At 63.1% G+C, this 20823-nt stretch carries 18 protein-coding genes and 1 pseudogene; 12 read left to right on the plus strand and 7 right to left on the minus strand.

Annotated elements, in window-relative coordinates:
- The first annotated feature begins 1 nt into the window (after nucleotide 1).
- From NDI85_RS07545 to NDI85_RS07565, 5 genes are all read left to right on the plus strand, one after another.
- Nucleotides 2-2374 carry a heavy metal translocating P-type ATPase gene (locus NDI85_RS07545; protein ID WP_310915400.1) on the plus strand — a complete coding sequence of 791 codons (2373 nt, stop codon included), beginning with the start codon at nucleotides 2-4 and terminating at the stop codon, nucleotides 2372-2374.
- A gap of 54 nt (nucleotides 2375-2428) precedes the next feature.
- A complete protein-coding gene (gene msrA / locus NDI85_RS07550) occupies nucleotides 2429-2953 on the plus strand; it encodes a peptide-methionine (S)-S-oxide reductase MsrA (RefSeq protein WP_310915401.1) in 525 nt (174 codons plus the stop codon).
- Complete coding sequence (locus NDI85_RS07555; protein WP_310915402.1) at nucleotides 2950-3372, plus strand: thioesterase family protein; 423 nt, start codon at nucleotides 2950-2952, stop codon at nucleotides 3370-3372. Before msrA ends, NDI85_RS07555 begins: the two co-directional genes overlap by 4 nt.
- Nucleotides 3372-3611 carry a VOC family protein gene (locus tag NDI85_RS07560; protein ID WP_310915403.1) on the plus strand — a complete coding sequence of 80 codons (240 nt, stop codon included), beginning with the start codon at nucleotides 3372-3374 and terminating at the stop codon, nucleotides 3609-3611. Before NDI85_RS07555 ends, NDI85_RS07560 begins: the two co-directional genes overlap by 1 nt.
- Nucleotides 3612-3802: 191 nt before the next feature.
- Nucleotides 3803-5134: a right-handed parallel beta-helix repeat-containing protein gene (locus NDI85_RS07565; protein ID WP_310915404.1), complete on the plus strand. Its 1332-nt coding sequence runs from the start codon at nucleotides 3803-3805 to the stop codon at nucleotides 5132-5134.
- Between the two features lie 44 nt (nucleotides 5135-5178).
- On the opposite strand, the gene NDI85_RS07570 is transcribed toward NDI85_RS07565, so the two are convergent.
- The 4 genes from NDI85_RS07570 to NDI85_RS07585 form a co-directional block, all read right to left on the minus strand.
- Complete coding sequence (locus tag NDI85_RS07570) at nucleotides 5179-5325, minus strand: DUF1328 family protein (RefSeq protein ID WP_189001394.1); 147 nt, start codon at nucleotides 5323-5325, stop codon at nucleotides 5179-5181.
- A gap of 240 nt (nucleotides 5326-5565) precedes the next feature.
- Entirely contained in the window at nucleotides 5566-7995 is a 2430-nt protein-coding gene (locus NDI85_RS07575) for a DUF2309 domain-containing protein (protein ID WP_310915405.1), read from the minus strand.
- Nucleotides 7985-9472 (minus strand): proton-conducting transporter membrane subunit, encoded by a 1488-nt coding sequence (locus NDI85_RS07580; protein ID WP_310915406.1) that lies wholly within the window; start codon nucleotides 9470-9472, stop codon nucleotides 7985-7987. The genes NDI85_RS07575 and NDI85_RS07580 overlap by 11 nt, the downstream gene beginning before the upstream one ends.
- A gap of 444 nt (nucleotides 9473-9916) precedes the next feature.
- Entirely contained in the window at nucleotides 9917-10375 is a 459-nt protein-coding gene (locus NDI85_RS07585) for an Lrp/AsnC family transcriptional regulator (RefSeq protein WP_189001060.1), read from the minus strand.
- Nucleotides 10376-10526: 151 nt separating this feature from the next.
- Here NDI85_RS07585 and NDI85_RS07590 point away from each other — a divergent pair, with 151 nt between their 5' ends.
- The 5 genes and pseudogenes from NDI85_RS07590 (at nucleotide 10527) to NDI85_RS07610 (ending at nucleotide 15416) form a co-directional block, all read left to right on the plus strand.
- On the plus strand, nucleotides 10527-11435 hold the full coding sequence (locus NDI85_RS07590; RefSeq protein WP_310915407.1) for a serine/threonine-protein kinase RIO2: 909 nt from the start codon (nucleotides 10527-10529) through the stop codon (nucleotides 11433-11435).
- 1125 nt (nucleotides 11436-12560) lie between these two features.
- Nucleotides 12561-12869 (plus strand): hypothetical protein, encoded by a 309-nt coding sequence (locus NDI85_RS07595; protein ID WP_310915408.1) that lies wholly within the window; start codon nucleotides 12561-12563, stop codon nucleotides 12867-12869.
- 68 nt (nucleotides 12870-12937) lie between these two features.
- A complete protein-coding gene (locus NDI85_RS07600; protein WP_008308706.1) occupies nucleotides 12938-13228 on the plus strand; it encodes a winged helix-turn-helix domain-containing protein in 291 nt (96 codons plus the stop codon).
- Between the two features lie 184 nt (nucleotides 13229-13412).
- On the plus strand, nucleotides 13413-13643 hold the full coding sequence (locus tag NDI85_RS07605; protein WP_229722635.1) for a hypothetical protein: 231 nt from the start codon (nucleotides 13413-13415) through the stop codon (nucleotides 13641-13643).
- 97 nt (nucleotides 13644-13740) lie between these two features.
- Nucleotides 13741-15416 (plus strand): annotated as a pseudogene (locus NDI85_RS07610) (transposase).
- 320 nt (nucleotides 15417-15736) lie between these two features.
- Here the strand turns inward: NDI85_RS07610 and NDI85_RS07615 are convergent.
- Genes NDI85_RS07615 through NDI85_RS07625 form a run of 3 tightly spaced genes read right to left on the minus strand, consistent with a single transcriptional unit; the run spans nucleotide 15737 to nucleotide 17577 of the window.
- A complete protein-coding gene (locus NDI85_RS07615) occupies nucleotides 15737-16012 on the minus strand; it encodes a VOC family protein (protein WP_310915409.1) in 276 nt (91 codons plus the stop codon).
- Nucleotides 16005-16970 carry an NADP-dependent oxidoreductase gene (locus tag NDI85_RS07620; RefSeq protein ID WP_189001048.1) on the minus strand — a complete coding sequence of 322 codons (966 nt, stop codon included), beginning with the start codon at nucleotides 16968-16970 and terminating at the stop codon, nucleotides 16005-16007. Before NDI85_RS07620 ends, NDI85_RS07615 begins: the two co-directional genes overlap by 8 nt.
- Nucleotides 16971-16980: 10 nt before the next feature.
- A complete protein-coding gene (locus NDI85_RS07625) occupies nucleotides 16981-17577 on the minus strand; it encodes an NAD(P)H-dependent oxidoreductase (protein WP_310915412.1) in 597 nt (198 codons plus the stop codon).
- A gap of 174 nt (nucleotides 17578-17751) precedes the next feature.
- Here NDI85_RS07625 and NDI85_RS07630 point away from each other — a divergent pair, with 174 nt between their 5' ends.
- Together NDI85_RS07630 and NDI85_RS07635 are read left to right on the plus strand one after the other, a co-directional pair.
- The gene (locus NDI85_RS07630; RefSeq protein WP_189001042.1) at nucleotides 17752-18642 is read left to right on the plus strand and encodes an ArsR family transcriptional regulator; all 891 of its coding nucleotides are present in this window, start codon (nucleotides 17752-17754) and stop codon (nucleotides 18640-18642) included.
- A gap of 161 nt (nucleotides 18643-18803) precedes the next feature.
- Nucleotides 18804-20213: a PQQ-binding-like beta-propeller repeat protein gene (locus NDI85_RS07635; protein WP_310915413.1), complete on the plus strand. Its 1410-nt coding sequence runs from the start codon at nucleotides 18804-18806 to the stop codon at nucleotides 20211-20213.
- Nucleotides 20214-20823: the final 610 nt, after the last annotated feature.

The following is a 20823-nucleotide window of genomic DNA, read 5'->3' on the forward strand; positions in this document are numbered from 1 at the left end:
CATGACCGACTGCACGCTCTGTGGCCTGCCCGCCGACGCGCCCGTCACCGACAGCGGCGTCGACGGCGCGTTCTGTTGTCGCGGGTGTCTGGAGGTCGCCCGGACGCTCGACGACCCCGAGCGAGAGACGGCCGAGGACGTCGACACCGGCCCGGACCCCGAGACGGTCGACGGCGAGACGGCCTTCCTCGCCGTCGACGGGATGCACTGTGCGACCTGCGAGACGTTCCTCGAAGCCCGGGCCACCGAATCAGCGGGCGTCACGGCAGCGGCAGCCAGTTACGCCACCGGGACGATGAAACTCACCTACGACCCCGAAGCAGTCGCCGAGGACGACCTGCCCGACGTGGTGGCCGGCACCGGCTACGAGGCGGGGTTCCAGACCACCGACCGGGAGGACGATTACGAACTGGAAGGTCGCCTCGTCGTCGGCGGCTTCTTCGGGATGATGACGATGCTGTGGTACGTCCTCTTCCTCTATCCGGCCTACCTCGGCGTCGACCCGGGACTGCTGTTGCTCGACCCGACCGGGCCGGCCGGCGACTATCTCTTGTGGAACATGGCGGTGATGACCGCCGTCGTCGTCGGGTACACGGGGTGGCCGCTCCTACGGGGCGCCTACGTCAGCCTGCGGGCCGGCCGGCCGAACATGGACTTGCTGGTGGCGATGGCCGCGACCACGGCCTTCGTCTACAGCGTCGTCGCCGTCGGCCTCGGGGAGACGGAGGTGTACTTCGACGTGGCGACGGTCATCGTCCTCGCGGTGTCGGTCGGCGACTACTATCGGGACCGGGTCCGACGGGCGGCGGCCGGGCGGCTGACCGACCTCACGGCCCAGCGAGCGGACTCGGCCCGCCGCCGGACCGAATCGGGCACCGAGACGGTCGACCTCGCGGCGCTGGACCCCGGCGACGAGGTGGTCGTCAAGTCCGGCGAGCGAGTGCCCGTCGACGGCAGCGTCGTCGAGGGGACCGGTGCCGTCGACGAGTCGTTGGTCACCGGGGAGTCTCTCCCCGTCCGCAAGACCGAGGGCGACGAGGTCGTCGGCGGCGCGATGGTCACCGAGGGCGCACTCGTCGTCGGCGTCGGCCCCGACGCCCGGAGCACGGTCGACCGCCTCACCGAACTGCTGTGGACCGTCCAGAGCGACCGCGGCGGCGTCCAGCGACTCGTCGACCGCGTCGCCGCCGTCTTCGTGCCCTTAGTGGTCGCGCTGGCCGGACTGGCTGCTGTCGGACACCTCCTCGCGGGCGCGGGCGCGACCGACGCGCTGCTGACCGGCCTCGCAGTCCTCGTGGTCTCCTGTCCCTGCGCACTCGGCCTCGCGACGCCGCTCGCCACGGCGGCAGGGGTCAAGACGGCATTGGAGGAGGGCATCGTCGTCACCGACGGCGCGGTGTTCGAGACGGCCACCGATATCGACGTGGTCGCCTTCGACAAGACGGGGACGCTGACGACTGGCGAGATGACGCTCGTCTCTCGACCCGACGACGAGACCCTGCGTCGCGCCGCGGCCGTCGAACAGTTCGCGGACCACCCGCTGGCGGCGGCCGTGACTGAGGCCGCGCCGCCGCCGGACGCCGCAGTCGACGCGTTCGAGCGCCACCCCGGCCGCGGGGTCAGCGCCAGCGTCGGTGGGGAGCGCGTCGTGGTCGGCACGCCGTCGCTCCTCGGCGACAGCGGCCTCTCGGTGCCCGAGGACCTGCGAACGCGCTGTGCCGAGGCGCGAGCGAACGGCCACGTCCCCGCGCTCGTCGGGTGGGGCGGGTGCGCCCGCGGCGTCGTCGTCGGCGGGGACCGCCCCCGCGACTCGTGGGAATCGGTCGTGACCCGGCTCTCGGCCGACCACGAAGTCGTCGTCGTCACGGGCGACAGCCCCGAGGCCGCCGCACCGTTCCGCGACCACGAGGCCGTCGACGAGGTGTTTGCGGGCGTCCCGCCCGAGGCGAAAGCCGAAGTCGTCGAGCGGTTGCAGTCGCGGGGGACGGTGGCGATGATCGGCGACGGCACCAACGACGCCCCGGCGCTGGGGTCGGCCGACCTCGGTATCTCGCTGGCCTCGGGCACGAAACTCGCCGCCGACGCGGCCGACGCCGTCGTGACGACCGACGACCTCCGGGCGGTGCCCCGCGTGTTCGACCTGACCGCGGCGACCCGCCGACGCATCCGAGAGAACCTCGCGTGGGCGTTCTGCTACAACGCCGTCGCGCTCCCGCTGGCACTGCTGGGCCTGCTGAACCCGCTGTTCGCCGCGCTGGCGATGACCGCGAGCAGTCTGCTCGTCGTCGGGAACTCCGCCCGGTCGCTCGGAGGCGAGCGGGCGGTGGGACCGGACGTCGGACCGACCGACGCAGTGGCCGCCGACGCCGACTGAGCGGCCTCGCAACCGTCCGTCTGCTTTTGTGCGTGCCGCGCCTACAGCGGGACGATGACCGAACAAGCGACCTTCGCCGGCGGCTGTTTCTGGTGTACAGAGTCGGTGTTCAAACAGGTGAACGGGGTCGAAGACGTGGTGTCGGGCTACGCCGGCGGCCACGTCGAGAACCCCTCCTACGAGGCGGTCTGTCGCGAGGAGACGGGCCACGCCGAGTGCGTCCAGCTGACGTTCGACCCCGACGTCGTGAGCTACGAGGACCTCCTCGCGGTGTTCTTCACGACCCACAATCCGACGACGCTGAACCGACAGGGCAACGACGTGGGCACCCAGTATCGCTCGGCAGTGTTCTACCACGACGACGCCCAGCGGGAGACCGTCGAGGCGTTCATCGAGGAGATACGACCCGGCTACGACGACGACATCGTCACCGAAGTCGAACCGCTGGAGACGTTCTACCCCGCCGAGGAGTACCATCAGGACTACTTCGAGAAGAACCCGAACCAGGGCTACTGTCAGATGACCATCCCGCCGAAGCTAGAGAAGTTGAAGCAGAAGCACGCGGAGTTGCTGGCATGACCTTCGAGTTCACGACGACGGTGGACGTCCGCTACGACGACCTGGACACCTACGGCCACGTCAACAACGTCCGCTACGGGACCTACCTCGAAGAGGCCCGCATCGACTACCTCGCCGAGGTCGTCGCCCGCGGCGACCGGTCGTATCTCTCGGCGGAGGGCGAGGGGACCGGCATCGTCATTGCGAACCTCGAACTCGACTACGAACGCCCCGTTCGGTCGGCCGAGGCGGTCACCGTCGGCGTCCGGGTCCCCCACCTCGGCACCAAGAGCTTCCCGTTCGAGTACGAGGTTCGCGACGGCGACGCCGTCGCGGCCACGGGCGAGACGACCGTCGTCACCTACGACCGCGAGGCCGAGGCTCCGCAGGAGATTCCCGAGGACTGGCGCGAGGCCATCACCCAGTTCGAAGGCCTCTGATGCGCTCGGACACGCCGGGCGTCCACCACGTCTCGGCCATCGGCGGCGACCCACAGCGCAACGCGGAGTTCTACGTCTCGGGGTCGGGGCTCCGGCCGCTGGTGCGGACGGTCAACTTCGAGGACGAGTTCACCCACCATCTCTACGGCGACGACGCGGGCCGGACCCTCTCGCCGACGCCGCCGAATCGAGGTCGCTCGCGTGGACGTCTGTCTTCGTCGGGTGTGGCGACGAGATAGCGGTCGTCGACGCCCTCGTCGCGCCCGTCGCCGACGGGTCATAGCCCCCGCGACGCTGATGGCCGCGCCCAGCGAGGCTATCGCCATCACGACCTCCGTCGACATCTGCGGCCCGTTCCTCCGCTTAGTCTCGTTTTAATCACATTATATGACAGATAGTTACAGGCCCGCGAGTAGTCGTCACAAAGGGCATGAAACTACGCACACCAGTACTGCTCGCTATTCTCGTCCTCGCCCCGGTGGCCGCGACGCCGGTGGTGGACGCACAGACACAGGCATCCGGGCCGACCGCGATCACCGAGTGTCGGACCATCACCGACCCCGGTCGCTACGTCCTCACGCGGAACCTCTCCAGAGAGGAACTCACAGACGAACCGTGTCTCCGCGTGCGGGCGAGCGACGTCGTCCTCGACGGCCAGGGGCACACCATCGAGGTTCCCCGTTTGGCGACCCCTGTCAGCGTCGGGGCCGAGGACCGGCGGCTCTCGAACGTGACCGTTCGTAACCTCAGCGCCGACAGCTACTACGAGACGTCGGCCATCACGGTCGACGGCGTCGACGGCGTCACCGTCAGGAACGTCACGCTGTCGGACAACAGGGTCGGCCTCTCAGTGACCGACTCGACGAGCGTCCGCATCGAGTCGAACGGGTTCTACGGCGCCGGTGGCTTCGGGGCGACGACGACGCCGTCTAGCTACGGGGTCACCCTCGCGAACACCACCGACGCGGTGGTCACCGACAACAGGTTCGGCAGGTTCACTCGTGGGACCGCGCTCAACGTCGACGACGGGGCACGGAACACGACGGTCGCGAACAACAGCATCCGTGGCTGTGTCGAGTGCGACGAGTCCTTCGAGTTCGAGTGGAACGCATCGTTACAGGACGCCGGAACGGGGGTAGAGATAGCCCGTGCCACCGGGACGGCGGTCGTGAACAACAGCGTCTCGTACCACACCGACGGCGTCGTGGTCGATGGAGATTCGTCCGACACGGAGATTCGGCAGAACCGAATCACGCACACCAAACAGGGCGTTCTGGTCGCGACGACCGGGCCGACCGGTACCGACGACACCGACCGGCAGACCCTCGTCGCAAACAACACGCTTCGGGAGAACGCTGTCGGCCTCGAGGCGACAGCGACGCACGTCCCGCTCGTGATTCGGCACAACGACGTTGCCGGAAACGACCTCGGACTCTACCTCCCGGAGAGCCGCGTCTGTGCGCCCGGAATCGTCGGGACAGAGCGAATCGACGTCAGTCGGAACGCCATCGTGAACAGCACGCTCTGGGCCGTCAACAACGAGCGCTCGGCGACGCTGAACGCGACGGCGAACTACTGGGGTGCCGCTAGTGGGCCGTCGAGTGCGAACGACACGGACGCCCCGTTCGCCGACCCGGAGACCGGGACGCTCGCGGACGGGCAGGGTGGTGCCGTGTCCGAGTCACCGACGACGGCGGGCGAGTCCAACGTCCGCTTCGACCCGTGGCTGAACGAGTCGGTGGCCGAGGCCGGCGTGCCGTAGCGCCCGCCCCGCACGCGACCACCGGTCCCGTCCCACACGCCGACCTACAACAGGAGCGACACCACAGCCAGTACGAGGAAGGCGAGGACGAGCCACTTCGCGATAGTCATCGACATGCCGGCGACACCGCGAGCGCCGACGAGACCCGCGGCGACGGCGAGGACGAAGAACCCGACGGCGAGTTCGAGTATCGCCACGTCACCACCACCTCGCGTCGGGTCGCTGTCTGGCGAGACGGTTCGGGACAGGGTCGGAACTGGTCGACGGTGGGTTAGTCATGCGACACCCGTCGTACGCCGCGGGCCGCCGAATCGGCTCGCGTTGCAAGTGCAAGGATAGACGGCCGTGCCGTCGGTGAGAGCGTCCCGTCAGCCCGATGGTCCGTTCCGAGACAGTCAGACGGCGTTCGTCCGGGCCGGGGTCGTGTCGGCTCAGTCGTCTGCGACCGTCGGCGCAGTCTGCTCCGCCGCGTCGACGGCGGGGCCCTCGGACACCGCTGTCCACGCCAACTCGCCCTCGTAGTGGAACGCGCGGTGGTCCTGCGTGGGGTCGACGACGGTCAGCGAGAGCCAGCCGTTGTCGAGCAGGTCGGTGAGTTCCTCGTGGTCGGCCAGCACGTCGGTGACGCGGTCGACGGGCGCGTGAATCACCGTCGAGAGGCGCAGGGGCTGGTGGTGCGGGTCGTCGTCGGCGGCCATCACGGACTGGAGTGGGAGGCCGGTCATCAGGTCGCCGCCGTTGCCCTGATAGACGCCGACGTTACCGACCGGGTTGTGGGTGACCTTCGACCCGCTCCCGAAGACGGCGGTGTCGACGGTGGCGAAGTAGTACTGGCTGTTTATCCACTGGGTGACGACCATCGGGCCGGCCATGATGGCCGCCAGCGCGTCGCCGTCGGGGTCGGTCGTCCAGTCGTAGGAGTGGAGGAACGCGCGGCCGTCGAGGTCGGTGCCCTCCGTCAAGTCGCGGGGGCCGACGACGAACCCGGCGTTACCGGCGAGGCCCCACTCGGGACGGGTCTCCGCCCAGTCGGCGGCGCGGCGCTCCGTCTCGCGGACGCCCGCGCCCTCGGCATCCATCGAGGCGGCGCGCTCGGCGGCCGCCCCCTCACGGGCCGTACCGAGGTCCGTGCGGAGTTGTTCGAGGTCGTCGTGGTGGCTCTCTGGAACGTGGTCGGCGTAGAGGGTCACCGCGTCGGTCGTCGTGTTGTGCTCGCCGGCGAGGAAGACGGTGTCCTCGGGGACGTCGAACCCGCGCTCGCGGAGTTCCTCGACGACCGCCTCGTCGTTACAGATGGCAGCGAGGACGCGCGCGCTCGGTCCGCCGGGGTTGCCGGCACAGGCGCCGCAGTCCAGACTCGAATCGAACGGGTTGTTCGCCGTCTCGCTGGCGTGGCCGGTGAACACGACGAGGCGGGCGAACGTCTCCCAGCCCATCAGGTCGAAGGCCGTCGCGGCGTACTCGACTTTCTCGTCGAGGGTGAGCCCTTCGCGGAGTTCGTGGACGCCGTCCGGGTTGTAGTCCACGCCGGGCGCGCAGAACTCGTGGTCGTCGGGGGTGCGGTCGTCGGCGGCGTCGAGGAGGCCGGCGGCGCGGGCCGGCGCGAGCGTGCGGGCCGCCAGCGCGGCGCCGTAGCCGCTCCCGGTCGTCTCGACGAAACTGAACGCCGTCGCGGCGTTCTTCTTGAGCGCCGCGAGGAGTTTGCCGCCGGCGTCGAGCGTCGCCGACCAGCGGTCGTAGTCGGCCTGCGCGTCGTCGGCGCCCTTCGTCGGACGGTCGGCGACGTGGTGCTGGGCGTCGACGATTGGCGGGCAGGCGTCGACGGCCACGTCGGCGTCGTACCCCTCGTAGCGCATCGGGACGCCGAAGAAACCGGCGTAGCCGTGCGTGTCGTAGTCGCCCGTGGCTTCGAGGTGGCGGCGGAGTATCTCCGAGCGGGTGTCGATACAGAAGACGAGTTGGGCGTCCGGACGGCCGCCCTCGTCGGCCTCGGCGTGGGACTCGCTGGCGTCGCTGACGGCGTCGACCAGTTCCTCTCGATAGCTGGCCTCCCACGCGGTCAGCCAGCACTCGCGCAACGGGACGTCTTCGGTCTCGCCGACCGGGTCGACGGTGCGGGTGGTGCCCGGGGCGTCGAGGGGGTCGATGGGCGCGCCGAGCAGATCCGCGAGCGTCAGGCGGGCCGCCAGATACCCCGCGAGCGTGACGGGGTAGGCGGACTGCCAGTCGCCGCCGTCGGCCGCACGTTGTTTGACGTAGCCCGTCCAGCCCGGCAGGGCCGTCAGGTGGTGTTCGAAGACGTCCGGCAGGCGGTCGGCCGGCGAGTCCGCGAGGAGGTGTTCGAGCGCGTCGACCGGGTCGTCGGGCAGGTCGGCGATAGCCCCGGAATCGGGAATCTCGCCGTCGTGACGGGCCACGGCGTGGAACGCGGCGTAGAACCCCTGCTCGCGGTTCGGCATCGGCCACTCGGCCTGCCCCTGGTCGAGGAACGACGACAGCCACTTCGTCAGGAGGCGGTCCACCTCGTCCTCGACGGCCTGTTCGTCGTCCGTGTCGGTCGACGCCGCGTCCATGCGCTCCAGCGATGTCTCCGGGTCCGTGTCGTACCCGTGGTCGGCCAGTTCGGCACGGAGGACGTCGGGGGCTATCTGGCCTGCCTCCCAGGCCCGGCGGAACACCTCGGCGCTCGGGTAGCCGTCGGCGTCGAACAGTTCCTCGGCCTCCGAGACGGCCTCGTGGAACGGCTGGTCTTCGAAGCCCGAGAGCGGGTTGGCCGTCACGAACGAGTGGAGCGGCCAGACGTCTCCGACCGCGGTCGCGGCCTGTTCGATGCTGTCACGAATCTGGGTCTCAGTACTCATTGTAGTCCTCCTTGGCAGTCAGAACGGTGTCAGATGGGGGTTGGCTCAGGTTCAGGAGCGCCACGTACAGGCGCTGGCTGTGCTCGTACGCGCCACGCTCGATGGCGACGTAGACGGCGAGGAAGGCGGCCGCGACGACGCCGTGGACGAGCGTCAGGTCGGCGGGTGCCGTGACGACCGGCACGTCCACCAGCAGGGTGTGGACGAGGTTGTAGGCGAGGGCGTAGACGGCTATCGCCGGCAGGAACACGAGCGGCACGGCCCCGAACCGGACCGCGGCGGGCAGGTCCGTCTGCGCGACGGCCGTGCGGGTCGCGTGGAGCGTCGTCAGCACCACCAGTCCCGCCAGCAGGAGGCCGCTGTCGAAGTGGGTCCCCTTGCCGGTGAGGGCGGCGAAGACGGCACCGCCCGCGAGCGCGGACAGGAGGGCGACGCCGGCACCGAGGACGCCGGCCGACTGCGAATCGGCCTTGCCCGGCGCCGTCTGTTCGACCTGTTCCCCTGCCGAGAGGAACTGGTAGGCCTTGTAGAACCCGTGCAGGACGAGGTGCGTGAGCGCCGCGCCGAAGAAGCCGAGGCCGGCCTGCATGATCATGAAGCCCATCTGGCCGACCGTCGAGCAGCCCAGTTGGCGCTTCACGTCGGACTGGACGGTCTTGAGGAGTTTCCCCAGCAGGGCGCTCGTCGCGCCGACGGCCAGCAACAGGAGCATGAACTGCGCGTCGGCGGTGACCACCGGAGCGAAGCGGACCAGCAGGACGCCGCCCGCGTTGACGAAGCCGGCGTGCATGAGCGCCGACGCCGGCGTTGGGGCGGTCATCGAGGAGAGCAGCCACGTGTGGAACGGCACCAGCGCGGACTGTATCATCGCCGCCAGCAGGAGCGCCCCCGCCGCGACCAGCCACGCCGTCTGTGGGACGGTGTCGGCGGCGGCGACGATACCGGAGACGGTCGTCGCCCCCGTCGACAGCCACAGCGTCACGAGCGCGACGGTCAGCAGGGCGCCGCTCGCGAGGAAGTAGCGGCGAGCGAGTGTGGCCGCGGCCTGTGCCTGTGGCCAGCCACGGACGTGGCCTATCAAGTCGGCCATCACGATCCCCATCGCCACCCACGCGGCGGCAAAGAGCGCGACGTGGTCGGCCGCGACCAGCACCATCACGGCCAGCGTGAACGCGAACACGCCGCCGAAGAAGCGGTCTATAGTCCGGCTCCCGGCCATGTAGCGGCGCGAGTAGCTGTGGACGATACCGCTGAAGAAGGTGACGACAACCCACATGACGGCGGTGAGTCCGTCTACGGCGGCCACGCCGGGGAGCGTCCACGCGCCGTCGACGACGAATCGGGCGACGAGAACGCCGAGGCTGGCGACACACAGCGCCCACACGACGCATGTGAACACTCGGGGCGCCAGCGACGTCGACTTCGTCCCCGTGTTCGGAAGCTGTCCGACCGCCGTCGTCTGCTGTTGTTCTGTCATCGTTTGTTCCGTGTCGACCGGTCACCGCCACCGCGGGAGTCTCGGGCCAGTGACGGTTACCGGTCGCATTCATCCACCTATACGAACAAACTGTTTGTTAAAGTCTTCTATTCTACCAGAACGTTCCAGATATTGCATATTATAGAACATTATGGTTATTGGCCGAGAGACGACGTCGGCTGGAGTCTGACAACGGTGGAGACGGGGAGGAAAGATGTCGGGGCGACGCCGAGATGCGGACGTAGCCGGCGAGTAGCGGCAGTCCGAGGCAACATCCGGCAGTGTCAGTTTCGAGGTGCTCGGGTGGGCCACCGACGCCGGGATGGCTCTCACGAGCGAGCGGGGCGGACCGAACGTGTGCCGAACAGTTCGGTCGAGTTAGTGCCGAGTTTCGACCAGTCCGTGAATTGCCGGCCGTGGTCGAGACGAAGCGGACGCCGCGGACTACTCCGTGAACTCGCCGAACGGCGTCGTCTCGTGGCTGCGGACGAGCACTTCGTCGGCGACGGTCAGCCCCATGTCGAGCAGTTTCTGTGCGACGGGCGTGATGTCGCTGTCCGTCTCGCCGACGACGGTGACGAGCAAGTTCTGTTCGCCCGTGACCAGTTCCTGTACGGAGATGACGCCGTCTATGTCGAGAATCTCGGGGATGAGATTGCCACGTTCGGGTATCGAGGCGGTACAGAACAGTAGCATCCGGAGGGGATACCCCGACTGCTGGTAGTCGACCTCGGCGCTGTATCCCTTGATGATTCCGTCGGATTCGAGGCGCTGGATTCGCTTACGAACCGTACTGTCGGACGTGCCGGTCCGGTCGGCGATGTCGCCCGACGACGTGTTTCGAGCGTCCTCCTGAAGCGCGTGGAGGATTTCTTGATCCACTTCGTCTATGTCGTCGCCCATACAGATTCGTCCCGCGTCGCAGACAAAGGTACTTCGGCTCTCGGCGTTCCCCGTGGCGGCGCAGGACGATTCGATATAGCGGTATCTGATTTACTACCGCGAGACGCTCGACGCGCCGAGTTTTTACGAGTCGGACGATTATGGGCAGCTAATGGTCCAGAACGTCGCCTCTGTGATGCCAGAGCTGGAGCCGGAGGACTTCCACTTGCTCTCCGGCGTCGAACAGGGGATGCGGTTCTCCGAGTACGTCAACCGCGAGAAACTCACGGAGTTCTCCCGCCTGTCCGCCGAGAACGTCGACTACCGGCTGGACCGCTGTGAGGACCGGGAGCTCGTAGAGCGCAAGACCATCCAGTACGAGGGGTTCAAACTCACCTTCGAGGGGTACGACGCGCTCGCGTTGCACACCTTCGTCGAGCGCGACACCATCGAGGGGTTCGGCGCGCCGCTGGGCGTCGGCAAGGAAAGCGACGTCTACGAAGTGCAGTCCTACAAGCCGATGGCCCTGAAGTACCACCGCGAGGGGTACACCAACTTCCGGGAAGTGATGCGGGAACGGGACTACACGTCCGACCGAGACCACGTCTCGTGGCTCTACACCGCCCGGAAGGCCGCCGAACGAGAGTACGAGGCGCTGGAGACGCTGTATCCAGATGTCTCGGTTCCCCAGCCCATCGATACGAACCGGCACGCCATCGTGATGGAGAAAGTCGACGGCGTCGAACTCTCCCGGACCGGCCTCGAACCCGAACAGGTCGTCCCCGTGCTAGAACTGATTCTAGACGAGATGCAGACGGCCTACGGGGAGGGATTCGTCCACGCGGACATGAGCGAGTACAACGTCTTCGTCACGACGCAAGGGGTCGTCGTCTTCGACTGGCCCCAGGCGGTGCCGACCGACCACGAGAACGCACGTGAACTGTTGACGCGTGACGTTGACAACATCGTGAGCTACTTCCAGCGGAAGTACCCCGCCCACGTCGGCGACGTGGACGTCGACAGCGTCGTCGAGGCGCTCACGTCGGCGACCTTCGGCGCGCTGGCCGACCACACCGACTGACTCCGATTTTCGCGTTCCGAGGGCCCTAAAGCGGTGAGCCGATGAACTGAGCGACGCCCTCCGGCCGCCGGATAAAGTGAATGCCGCTATATCAAATCAGGATGCGGAGTAGTTGAGACTGGCGCTCTCAATGCATACGCTCTGGGCGATACAGTATTATCCCAATCTAACATCATTTGTCAATATCGGGCGTTCTGCATGAACTGGAATGAATTTGTGCCTAACCTGTGGCCGATTTCGGCAATCGACTAAGTCAGTTCCCCGGCCAGTACGATCTGTATGTCATCGGGCATCTCTCGGAAAGCGTTTCTTCGCGCAACTGGAGTCGCACTTGCTGCGACTATCGCAGGGTGCAACAGCACAACAGACAACAGCGGACCGAACACCAATACACAGACCTCTCCTGAGACTTCTCCGCAATCCGAACAACAGAATGACGACTCTCCGACGTTCGGTAACTTCTACGTCGGCAACGCAGACACAAGCAGTAGTACGGTCATCGACGGACGTGCTGAAGTCGTATATACACGGCCCGATACGGCCACCGACAAGTCACCCGTCGTAATGGTGCCTGGCCTTGGGTTGTCACCGTACATTTACCGGACGACACCTGACGGTCGACGCGGCTGGGTGGAGTACTTTGCCGAAGCTGGCCACCCAGTGTATGTATTCAACCCGCCTCGAAACGTCGATTCAGGTGGCTTAGACACTGCTGCCCTCCAGAGCTCTGACTCTGCGTCACTCTCTCGGTGGTCTATCGATCGAGCATGGCCGACGTGGGGGTTCGGACCTGAAGTCGGTGACCCATACGAGGACGTTCGATACCCGGTTGAGTCGGTCGACCAACTCGTTGCGTCATTCCCCGCATACGTTAGCACTGGTGGCGGTAGACAAAGTGGGGGCCAGACGGGTGGACGTGGCGGCGACCAGAACTCCACACCTGCGGATTCCACTGAGACAGCAGCTGGAACCCAGACTGGGTCGACTACCGGAGGTGGCGGTGGGAGTCAGTTCGCATCACCCCAAGAGACTGCCGCTCTAGAGGCGCTTCTCAATCGTGTTGGTCCGGTAGTACTGCTCGTTCACTCAGCGGGCGGTAGTTCCGGATTCACGGTTGCACAAGCTGTGCCAGACCTCGTTGAACGGATCATCGCAGTTGAGCCGGTCGGTGCGCCGACTGACCCGCAAACTGTAGCGGAGATGGGTGGTGATGCACCGTTTATGGGTGTGTATGGCGATTATGTCGACGAGCGCGGACAGACTGGTCGCAAGGAAGCGACCCAGACAACTGCAGAACTCGCAGGAGAGACAAGTCCCGCATCGACGCTACTTAGCCTTCCGGATGAAGGGATATCCGGAAATACACATCTCATGATGCAAGACAACAATAACGGTGAAATCGCTGATCGAATTGTCTCTTGGATTAGTGACTAATTCGGGGGTATAGTATCGTTCGGACCGAGACAGAATGTATTTGCCCCGACCAAATGAATACTCGATAGATGCGGCAGTTGCTCTGGTGGCTCATTGGTGGGTCTCGTGGAGGCCGAAATCGACTTCGTATCCTCCGCGCACTCAACGACCAGCCACGAAACACCAATCAATTGTCGAATGACCTAGATTTGAACTACAAAACAGTGCAGCACCATCTCGAAGTCCTCGAGGAGAGCAATATCGTGACCACGGAGGGTGACAATTACGGGCAGATGTACTTCCTCTCAGACAGAATGATGAACAACCTCGACATTATGGAAGACGTGGCGGAACAGGCCGGAGTTGATGATGATTCGTAACTGGATCAAGAGTCCACTTGGAACGACAGTAGCGAGTGCGACCGCCGCGAGTGGTATCGCACTCTTAGTCGCACTATTCACATCAGTTCCGTCCCATGGCCCTCCGTCGAGGGCGCTGTCCTCCCAGGTTGAACTGCTCATTCGGATGGAGGTTTTCTTTACAACCCTGAACCTCGTGTTACTGGTGGCACTCGCAGTCATCTACGTGCAGCTTTATCGCGACCTTCCGAACAAGTACACAGCAAGCCTGCTTGTGCTAAGCCTCGCGCTGCTCCTATACGCGGGTACGTCAAATCCAGTAGTACACAACGTCTTCGGCTTCCGCCCTCGCCCAAATATCGGCGCCTTCGTGTTTCTCCCGGACTTCTTCATCGGACTTGCCATCCTAGTTCTCCTCTATCAGAGCCAGACCTGAGTTCGAATCAATTTTTCAGAGGTCTGAGGTGGCTTTCATAGACTGATTTCGTTCACCGATTAGACGGACTCTTTAGCCTCTCCAGCTATCTCCTGATGTGGGTGTGACGCGTGAGTCACGCCGGACTGTCTTCCGTCGAATTGCTCGCCAACCGACTATCAAGTGGCCAGTCTATACTTCAAACCCGCTGTATGACCGCGCTTCACTTGCCGGATTAGAGTCGGATATTCGCGCCGTCGCAGGAGCTTGGTTCGATCACGTCCACCACGAGTCAGTTGAGAAGTTCGTTTGCTCACTTCCGCTAGCGTATTTTCAGTTCAACGTACACGACCGCTACGTGGGACCAACTCGCTACGAGATTGACACACTATTTCGGTTATTCGTTCTGAAGGAACTCCACGGGTGGGAGCACGAGACCGCACTCTGCGAGTACCTCGAAAGCCATCTCGAACTCTGTGAATGTCTTGGGCTGGGTGCCGTTCCCGACCAATCGACACTCTGGCGCAGTTGGCACACGCGCTTCAACGATGAGCTTCGCGAGACGGTCCAGAAAGCGGCTCGAACGATTCTCATCAAAGCGCAGAACGCCGACGTCACCGTCCCCCGCGAACCAGAGCAGATCCTCCCGGCTCGTTGCGATGACGTGGACGAATCGGTTCCAGACGACCGAGCCATTCTGGACAACGCCGATAGAGTCACCGAGCACGTCAGCCGTGTCGTGTTCCCTGCGTTCTCGCTCAATCGTGGCGAGGGCTGTGAGGTCCACGAGCACGCTTTTTGGGACCTACAGACGTATCTCGGACTGCGCGAGCGGCTGGCTGCAAACGAGGGTGCTCGCAGTTTCGTCCACGAGTCAACGCGGGAGCGGACACCACTCGGACACGCCCACCGCGACCACATTCGTGATCTCTCTATCGAGCAGATTCGAGCGATGTACCGGCAGGCGATTCGACGACTCATTGATGAGGTCGCAGAGACGGAGAAGTTCTTCCGGGCAGGGATCGTCGCTATCGACATCACCGAGGCTGCTCCCTTCACCGGCGACCGGACCGGCCACGAGGACGAGATCATCGGGACGAAAGAACAGACCGACGAGTACGCCTATCAGTGGGCGACCGTCCAGCTGGTCGGGAACGCTGTCCCACTCGTCCTCGATGCCCGCCCGGTACGGAAAGGCGAGTCACGACTAGAAATCGTCGAGGACTTGCTGGATTCGGCTGAAGAGCTCGTTCACGTCGATAACGTACTGATGGACCGGGAGTTCGATAGCCAGCACGTCCTGGAGATGATTAGTCAGCGCGGGCACTCCTACGTCGTTCCGAAGCGGATGCAGACCAGCGAGAAAGCCCAGGCCAAGCGATTGCTCCAGCGCGATCAAGGCCGATATGAAACTGACCGGAAGCTCCACCTCGGCAAGAACGAGTGGCACGAGACGACGCTGATCTACCGACGGAAAGAGGACTCCGAGCACGACGATCACCGGCAGTATTCGGTGTTCATGACGAATCGGGGGAGCGGACACCTTACGGAGTACGGCTACAGGTGGGAGATCGAGAGTGGGTACAGGTCGATCAAACGGTTCATGGCGGCGACAACGTCGAAGAACTTTGGGCTGCGATTCTTCTACTCGCGTTTGCGTGTCTGCTGTACTCGATCTGGCGAGCTGTCGATCTCCTCGTCCAAGCCGAATTGACTGGCGAGTATGAGCACTCACCGGTGATTACAGCGGACAACACGCTGACGCTGCTGAAGAAGGAAACTGGAATCGGGTAGAGAGACACTCTGTCTGGGTTAGCGCGCCGTCTGAGTGGCTACACTATTGGATGTCTGAAAAATCTGCCCATATGGTTGAAGGTTTGACAAGAATGGCCGCTTGGAGAGTGATCTGGAGTAGTTTCCGCTGACCGAATCGGTCAAATTCGCGCATCACAGGCCCGCTAAACCCACTGTAGTCTCAACTTCCAAGGATGCGCCACAACAAAGAGGTCGAGCAGATGACCGGGAGACTGATTTATCGTGAGGGGAAGAACAGGCGCGGATTCTGAGCTGGAGATTTTAGGCGATTTCGAGGACCCACGGTCTCAGTAATTCGGTCAGCTGATGGACGTTAGCTTGGGTTTGAGACCATTTTTACGAGTGCCGTGCCATGACCGATATTCGATTGGTGGTCTTTTGAACAGGGCAAGCATCGTGTTGCCGTCGTCGCTGGATGTCATCAGCGGATACGCACGCAGGTCTGCCCAGTGTTCGAACTCCTCGACGATCTCGAATCCCAGCGCCTCGTTGTACCAGTCTGCCGCCTCATAGCGGTCGGGTACCGACAGTTCGACGTGATCGAGACTACCAACCAGGAATCCATCGTCAGTCATCGGTTCCCTCCGTGAGATCAACCACGAGTTTGCCACGAACGTGACCGTCTGCGTTCCTGTCTAGCGCATCCTGTACCTCGAATAGTGGATACGTGTCACCGACCCGGGGTGCAACGACTCCGGATTCGGCGTGGGCGGCGACCTGCCGGAGCGTCACTGGATCCGAATCGATAATGACGTCGAAAAAGCGGACGTCAACGTTGTACTCGTCGTGGTATCGTTCGACCGCCTTCTCCGAGGGCGGTTCCGGGAGCGTAACGACGACGCCCCCAGACTGGACGACCTCGACCGACCGTTCGAGGACAGCACCGCCAACAGCATCGAGAACGAGGTCAACGTCGTCCAGTACGTCTTCGAATCGTTCTTCTTGGTAGTTGATGAATTCGTCGACCCCAAGTTCGTGGAGGAACTCCTCGTTGTGGCCGGAGGCGGTTCCGATTACGTGAGCCCCCGTATTCGCCGCGAACTGGACGGCCATATGACCGACGCCACCAGCCGCTGCGTGGATGAGAACGTGCTGTCCGGAATCAAGGTTCCCTTCCTCATAGAGTGCGTGGAAGGCAGTCTGTCCTGCCATGGGGACGCCCGCAGCTTCGAGATGGGAGAGCGACTCAGGCTTGGCCGTGATTTCGTCACTTGTCATCGTGATGTACTCGGCGAACGCACCCCCGGAACCGGGAAGGCGTGCCATTCCGCAGACGACATCGCCAGGAGCAAACTCGGTTACGTTGTCCCCAACCGATTCGACAACGCCCGACACGTCCCAGCCGGGAGTCCACGGTACCTCGCTGTCGAGCAAGTGTGGGAGCAGCCCGCGGCATACGAGCCAGTCGATGGGATTGATTCCGGCCGCGTGTGTCCGAATGAGTAGTTCGTCCCGTTCTGGTTCGGGACGGGGGACATCGTCGTAGGCCAGTGCCTCGATACCATCGGTTTCTTGGAGGTGAATCGCTTTCATATGTTCTGGATCAGTGGTTGGTTGTACTGTCAGTTGCTACGGCAGTCCGTGGAATCTGCTCCGGATATTCCGCTACACCAGCGTACAATGCGAGTTCGCGACCGAGTCGGTGTGTCCGCTCGGAGATGCCCGAATCTTTGATTCGATTCTCGTCTACAATCGAGGATGAATCGGGAATTGCGACCTCGTTTGGTAGCACCCACGCGCGTAATGTCCGGCTGACTGTCCGGAGGTGAACGAGGGCTGACCCGGGAAACTCCCCAGCAGCGACCTCTAGGAGGCCGACAGTTGTTCCCTCGAACTCATCTCGACTGCAGTAATCGAGTGCGTTCTTCAATGCTCCCGAATAGGACCCGTGGTAATTTGGGGTGCCGAGTAGGACGCTATCGGCCTGGTCGACGGTCTCCCGTAGCTTCTTGGCGTCCGGCACGTCTGTATCCACAGCGTACAGACTCGGCAACTCGTAGTTCCGAAGGTCAACAAGTTCGGTCGTTGCACCGGCTTCTTCAGACGCTGCGAGCGCCTCCTTCAGCGCGATCCGTGTCCGACTACTGTCACGCAAACTTCCACAGATTGCGACCACCCCTGGTTCAATTCGGGTTGACATTACTCGTGCGCACGTTTAGACACTACAAAAAATCTCGCTAAATTGATATTTTGTAACGGTGCTTGCAAAAATTAGTTTTGGGAAGGAGAGCGGAATACCGGATTCACCTATCATACCTATTTCAAAAATGAAATTAAGAGAGGATTTTAGCACGTCTGGTAACAAGCATAAGATATGAACAGGCTGGAGGCGATGGAACTCGCCAAAGAATCGGAACACTGTCTCAGGCCAGCCAAGGCGTTTTCGTTGATTAGCAACGAGATTCGCGTAGAAATTCTCGAGGCCCTTTGGCACGCCGACGAGCAGCCAGTCGATTTTACGACGCTCTACGAGAAAGCAGAGGCGGACAACAGTGCTCAGTTTAATTACCATCTGGGTCAATTGACCGGCCACTTCGTTCGCAAAACGAACGACGGGTACGAACTCCGGACGGCCGGAGAGAGCGTTATTCGGGCAGCCGTCGAAGGTTCGTTCAATGCCCACCCTGATCTCGACCCGATCAAAACTGGCGACGACTGTACGCAATGTGGCGATCCGCTGGTTGCGACGTACAGCGACGAAAAGCTCGCCATTGGGTGCCCCGCGTGTGGCCGTACACACGGCCAGTACTCGTTTCCACCGGGTGGGTTAATCGGTCGTGATGAGGAGGAAACTCTTTCAGCATTCAACCAACGAGTCCGGCATCTCCACAGTCTCGCTAAGGAGGGCGTCTGTCCGGAGTGCAGTGGCCAGATGCAGACGGAAATTGTTCGGGGTGAGGACTGTTGTCTCGATGCTGACCTTCGTGTCGAGTACATATGCCACCAATGTCACCATAGCCTCTGCTCGACGATTGGTCTAGCCCTGATCAACCAGTCACCGGTCGTCTCATTCTACCGTGAGCACGGTATTGATCTCCGGACGACCCCCTACTGGCGACTGAACTGGTGTGTAAGTGACAAATGTACCACCATAGAGACGACTGATCCCTGGAGAATCGAGGTGTCGATCATCGAAAGCGACGACACACTCACCGTTACCCTCGATGAAAATCTCTCAGTCGTTACTACGAACCGTCGTGTTTAGTTAAGCGTGAGAAGTGAGGCGGACGGCTCTGTTGAGATCCTATTAGTTCGACACCCTTCCTACTGAAACAGCGCTAGGTAGAACTGCGCACTAACTGGGATACTACTCATCCGTACGGCCTTCATCAGGTCTTTTGTCAATAGGTGTAAAGCCAACTGTGAATGCCCTCCCTGTCTCGTCGTGATGCCCTCCGGACAATCGGTCTCGCCGGTGTAGCTAGCGTCGCCGGTTGCAGTTCGGTTGATCTCGGAAATGGGCCGAACGAACGCCCACCAGATTCACTAGAAACGTCCTGGTCGCCCTCGACGGATGCCTGGTGCTTCAAGTACGCTGATTTGCAGAACACAGCACGGAGTCCCCACGAGATTCAGACGCCACCGACCATCAAGTGGCAGGACCGCATTACTGATCCCCCCTCGGCCTCCCTGATCTCTGGCGAACTCGTCGCTGCGACCCCAGGCCAGGTGATTACTGCGGGTCGGTTCGACAGCGAACTTCATTTGCGTGCCTACAGTGCCATCGATGGCAAGCACCGATGGAACCGCCGTATCCAGCATCAGCCGGGGCGTCGAATACCGCGATTCGGCGGCCTCGTCGATGGCTCGCTCTACATGACTGACGGCGGCACTGATGTTATCGCCGTGAATGCAGCTGACGGCACGATTCGGTGGCGACGGAACCTCTACGACCGGGTCGCCGACGCCGTGCCCGAGAAGTTCTTGTCCCCGTCTAACTCTGCGGTGGACTTTTCACCCATCCCAGTAGCGACGCCGGAGACTGTGTATATTCAGAGTAGTTACGGGTTGCACGGGCTCGAACCCGGAGATGGAAGCGAACGGTGGCGGTTGTATCTGGGCGATCGAATTGACCAAGCGGCCCTCGAGGATCCCTACGGCCTGGCGGTGACTGCCCGACGGGTGTGGGCGAGTTATGGTGGACACGTTCAGGCGCTGTTCACGGTCCGGCTGTCTGACGGCAGCCTCGAAATTGAGCGGACGCGTCTGCCGCTCGAATTGCCGTCGCGTCCGGTGGTCACGGGTGACCGAGAAGCGGTCCTCACACACGATATTGTGTGGGGGACGAGCCCCCCAGAGACGTTGGCCGTCGGTGTGGCTGGCGAGGACGTGGAATGGCAGTTCCCCGGGCATGCGGGCGAGGGCGCGGCAGCCTACTCGCCGTTGGCGACTGACGGCGATCGCGTGTTCGTTGCTGCGAGCCATGAACAGCAGGAGCAGTTGGTCGTGTTCGCGTTGCAGGCGGCAACCGGGAAACTGGAGTGGCTCCATCGTGAGTCATTCGCGGACCGAAACGTGTCGGTCGGTGCTGGTGGTGAATTCAGGCTCTGCCAGCCTGCGGTTACCGGTGGAACGCTCGTCGTCGGATACGGGGCCAATCCTGAGCAGGGGACGGGCCATGGCGAGGTAGTTGCGCTCTCGCGTGCGGCGGGTCGCGTCCAGTGGCGTTCCACCCTCTCGATCGCTCCCCATGACCTCATGATGACGAGCGATCGGCTCTACGTCGGTGGCCAACAGGGGACTGTAGTTGCGCTGACAGACGGTGGCTCGGGCTGACGGCATGCCGGTACTCACCGGAAACGAGATATCGCGGATCCTTGGTTTACCAGATCGTCGCTCAATCGTGGTAGCAGCTGGGGGTTTCAACAGAGCCTCCTGAACCTCAAGGCCGGCTACTCGCCGGTCTCGAAGGTCGCGCTGGTCGTCGCTTCCCCGCCGGGCAGGATTCCCACCGGCCGACCGGACGTCCTCGCAGGCGATGTTGTACCCCTTCTCCGGCCGCTCGACGGATCGATTACGACGGAACTTTCCTATGGTGACATCGTCGAAATTGGCGTTCAATCGACGTCAGAGATCACTGGCCCAACAAACGGGTGGCGTAGCACACGATGCGATTTCGGCATCATTGCCAGCGCACGTCCCCGATATCGGAGCCGCGACCAGGAGGAGGAAACAAAAGCCATGCATGAAATTCTATCCTCCGAGGTTGTGTACAACACCACCGGTTCGGGTCGTGGTGCCTGCCTTCGTGTCACTTCGAGTCGGGCTGAGTAGGCTCTCGTCCGGTGAGTTCCGAACGCATCCATAGAATGAATCAGGAACGTTTCGTAGTGAGAGGTAACGCAACAGCCCGATCTATGTCAGAGCTATTTGCGACGAACAGCAG

Source organism: Haloarcula sp. S1AR25-4 (assembly GCF_031624555.1).
Taxonomy (GTDB): Archaea; Halobacteriota; Halobacteria; order Halobacteriales; family Haloarculaceae; genus Haloarcula; species Haloarcula pellucida.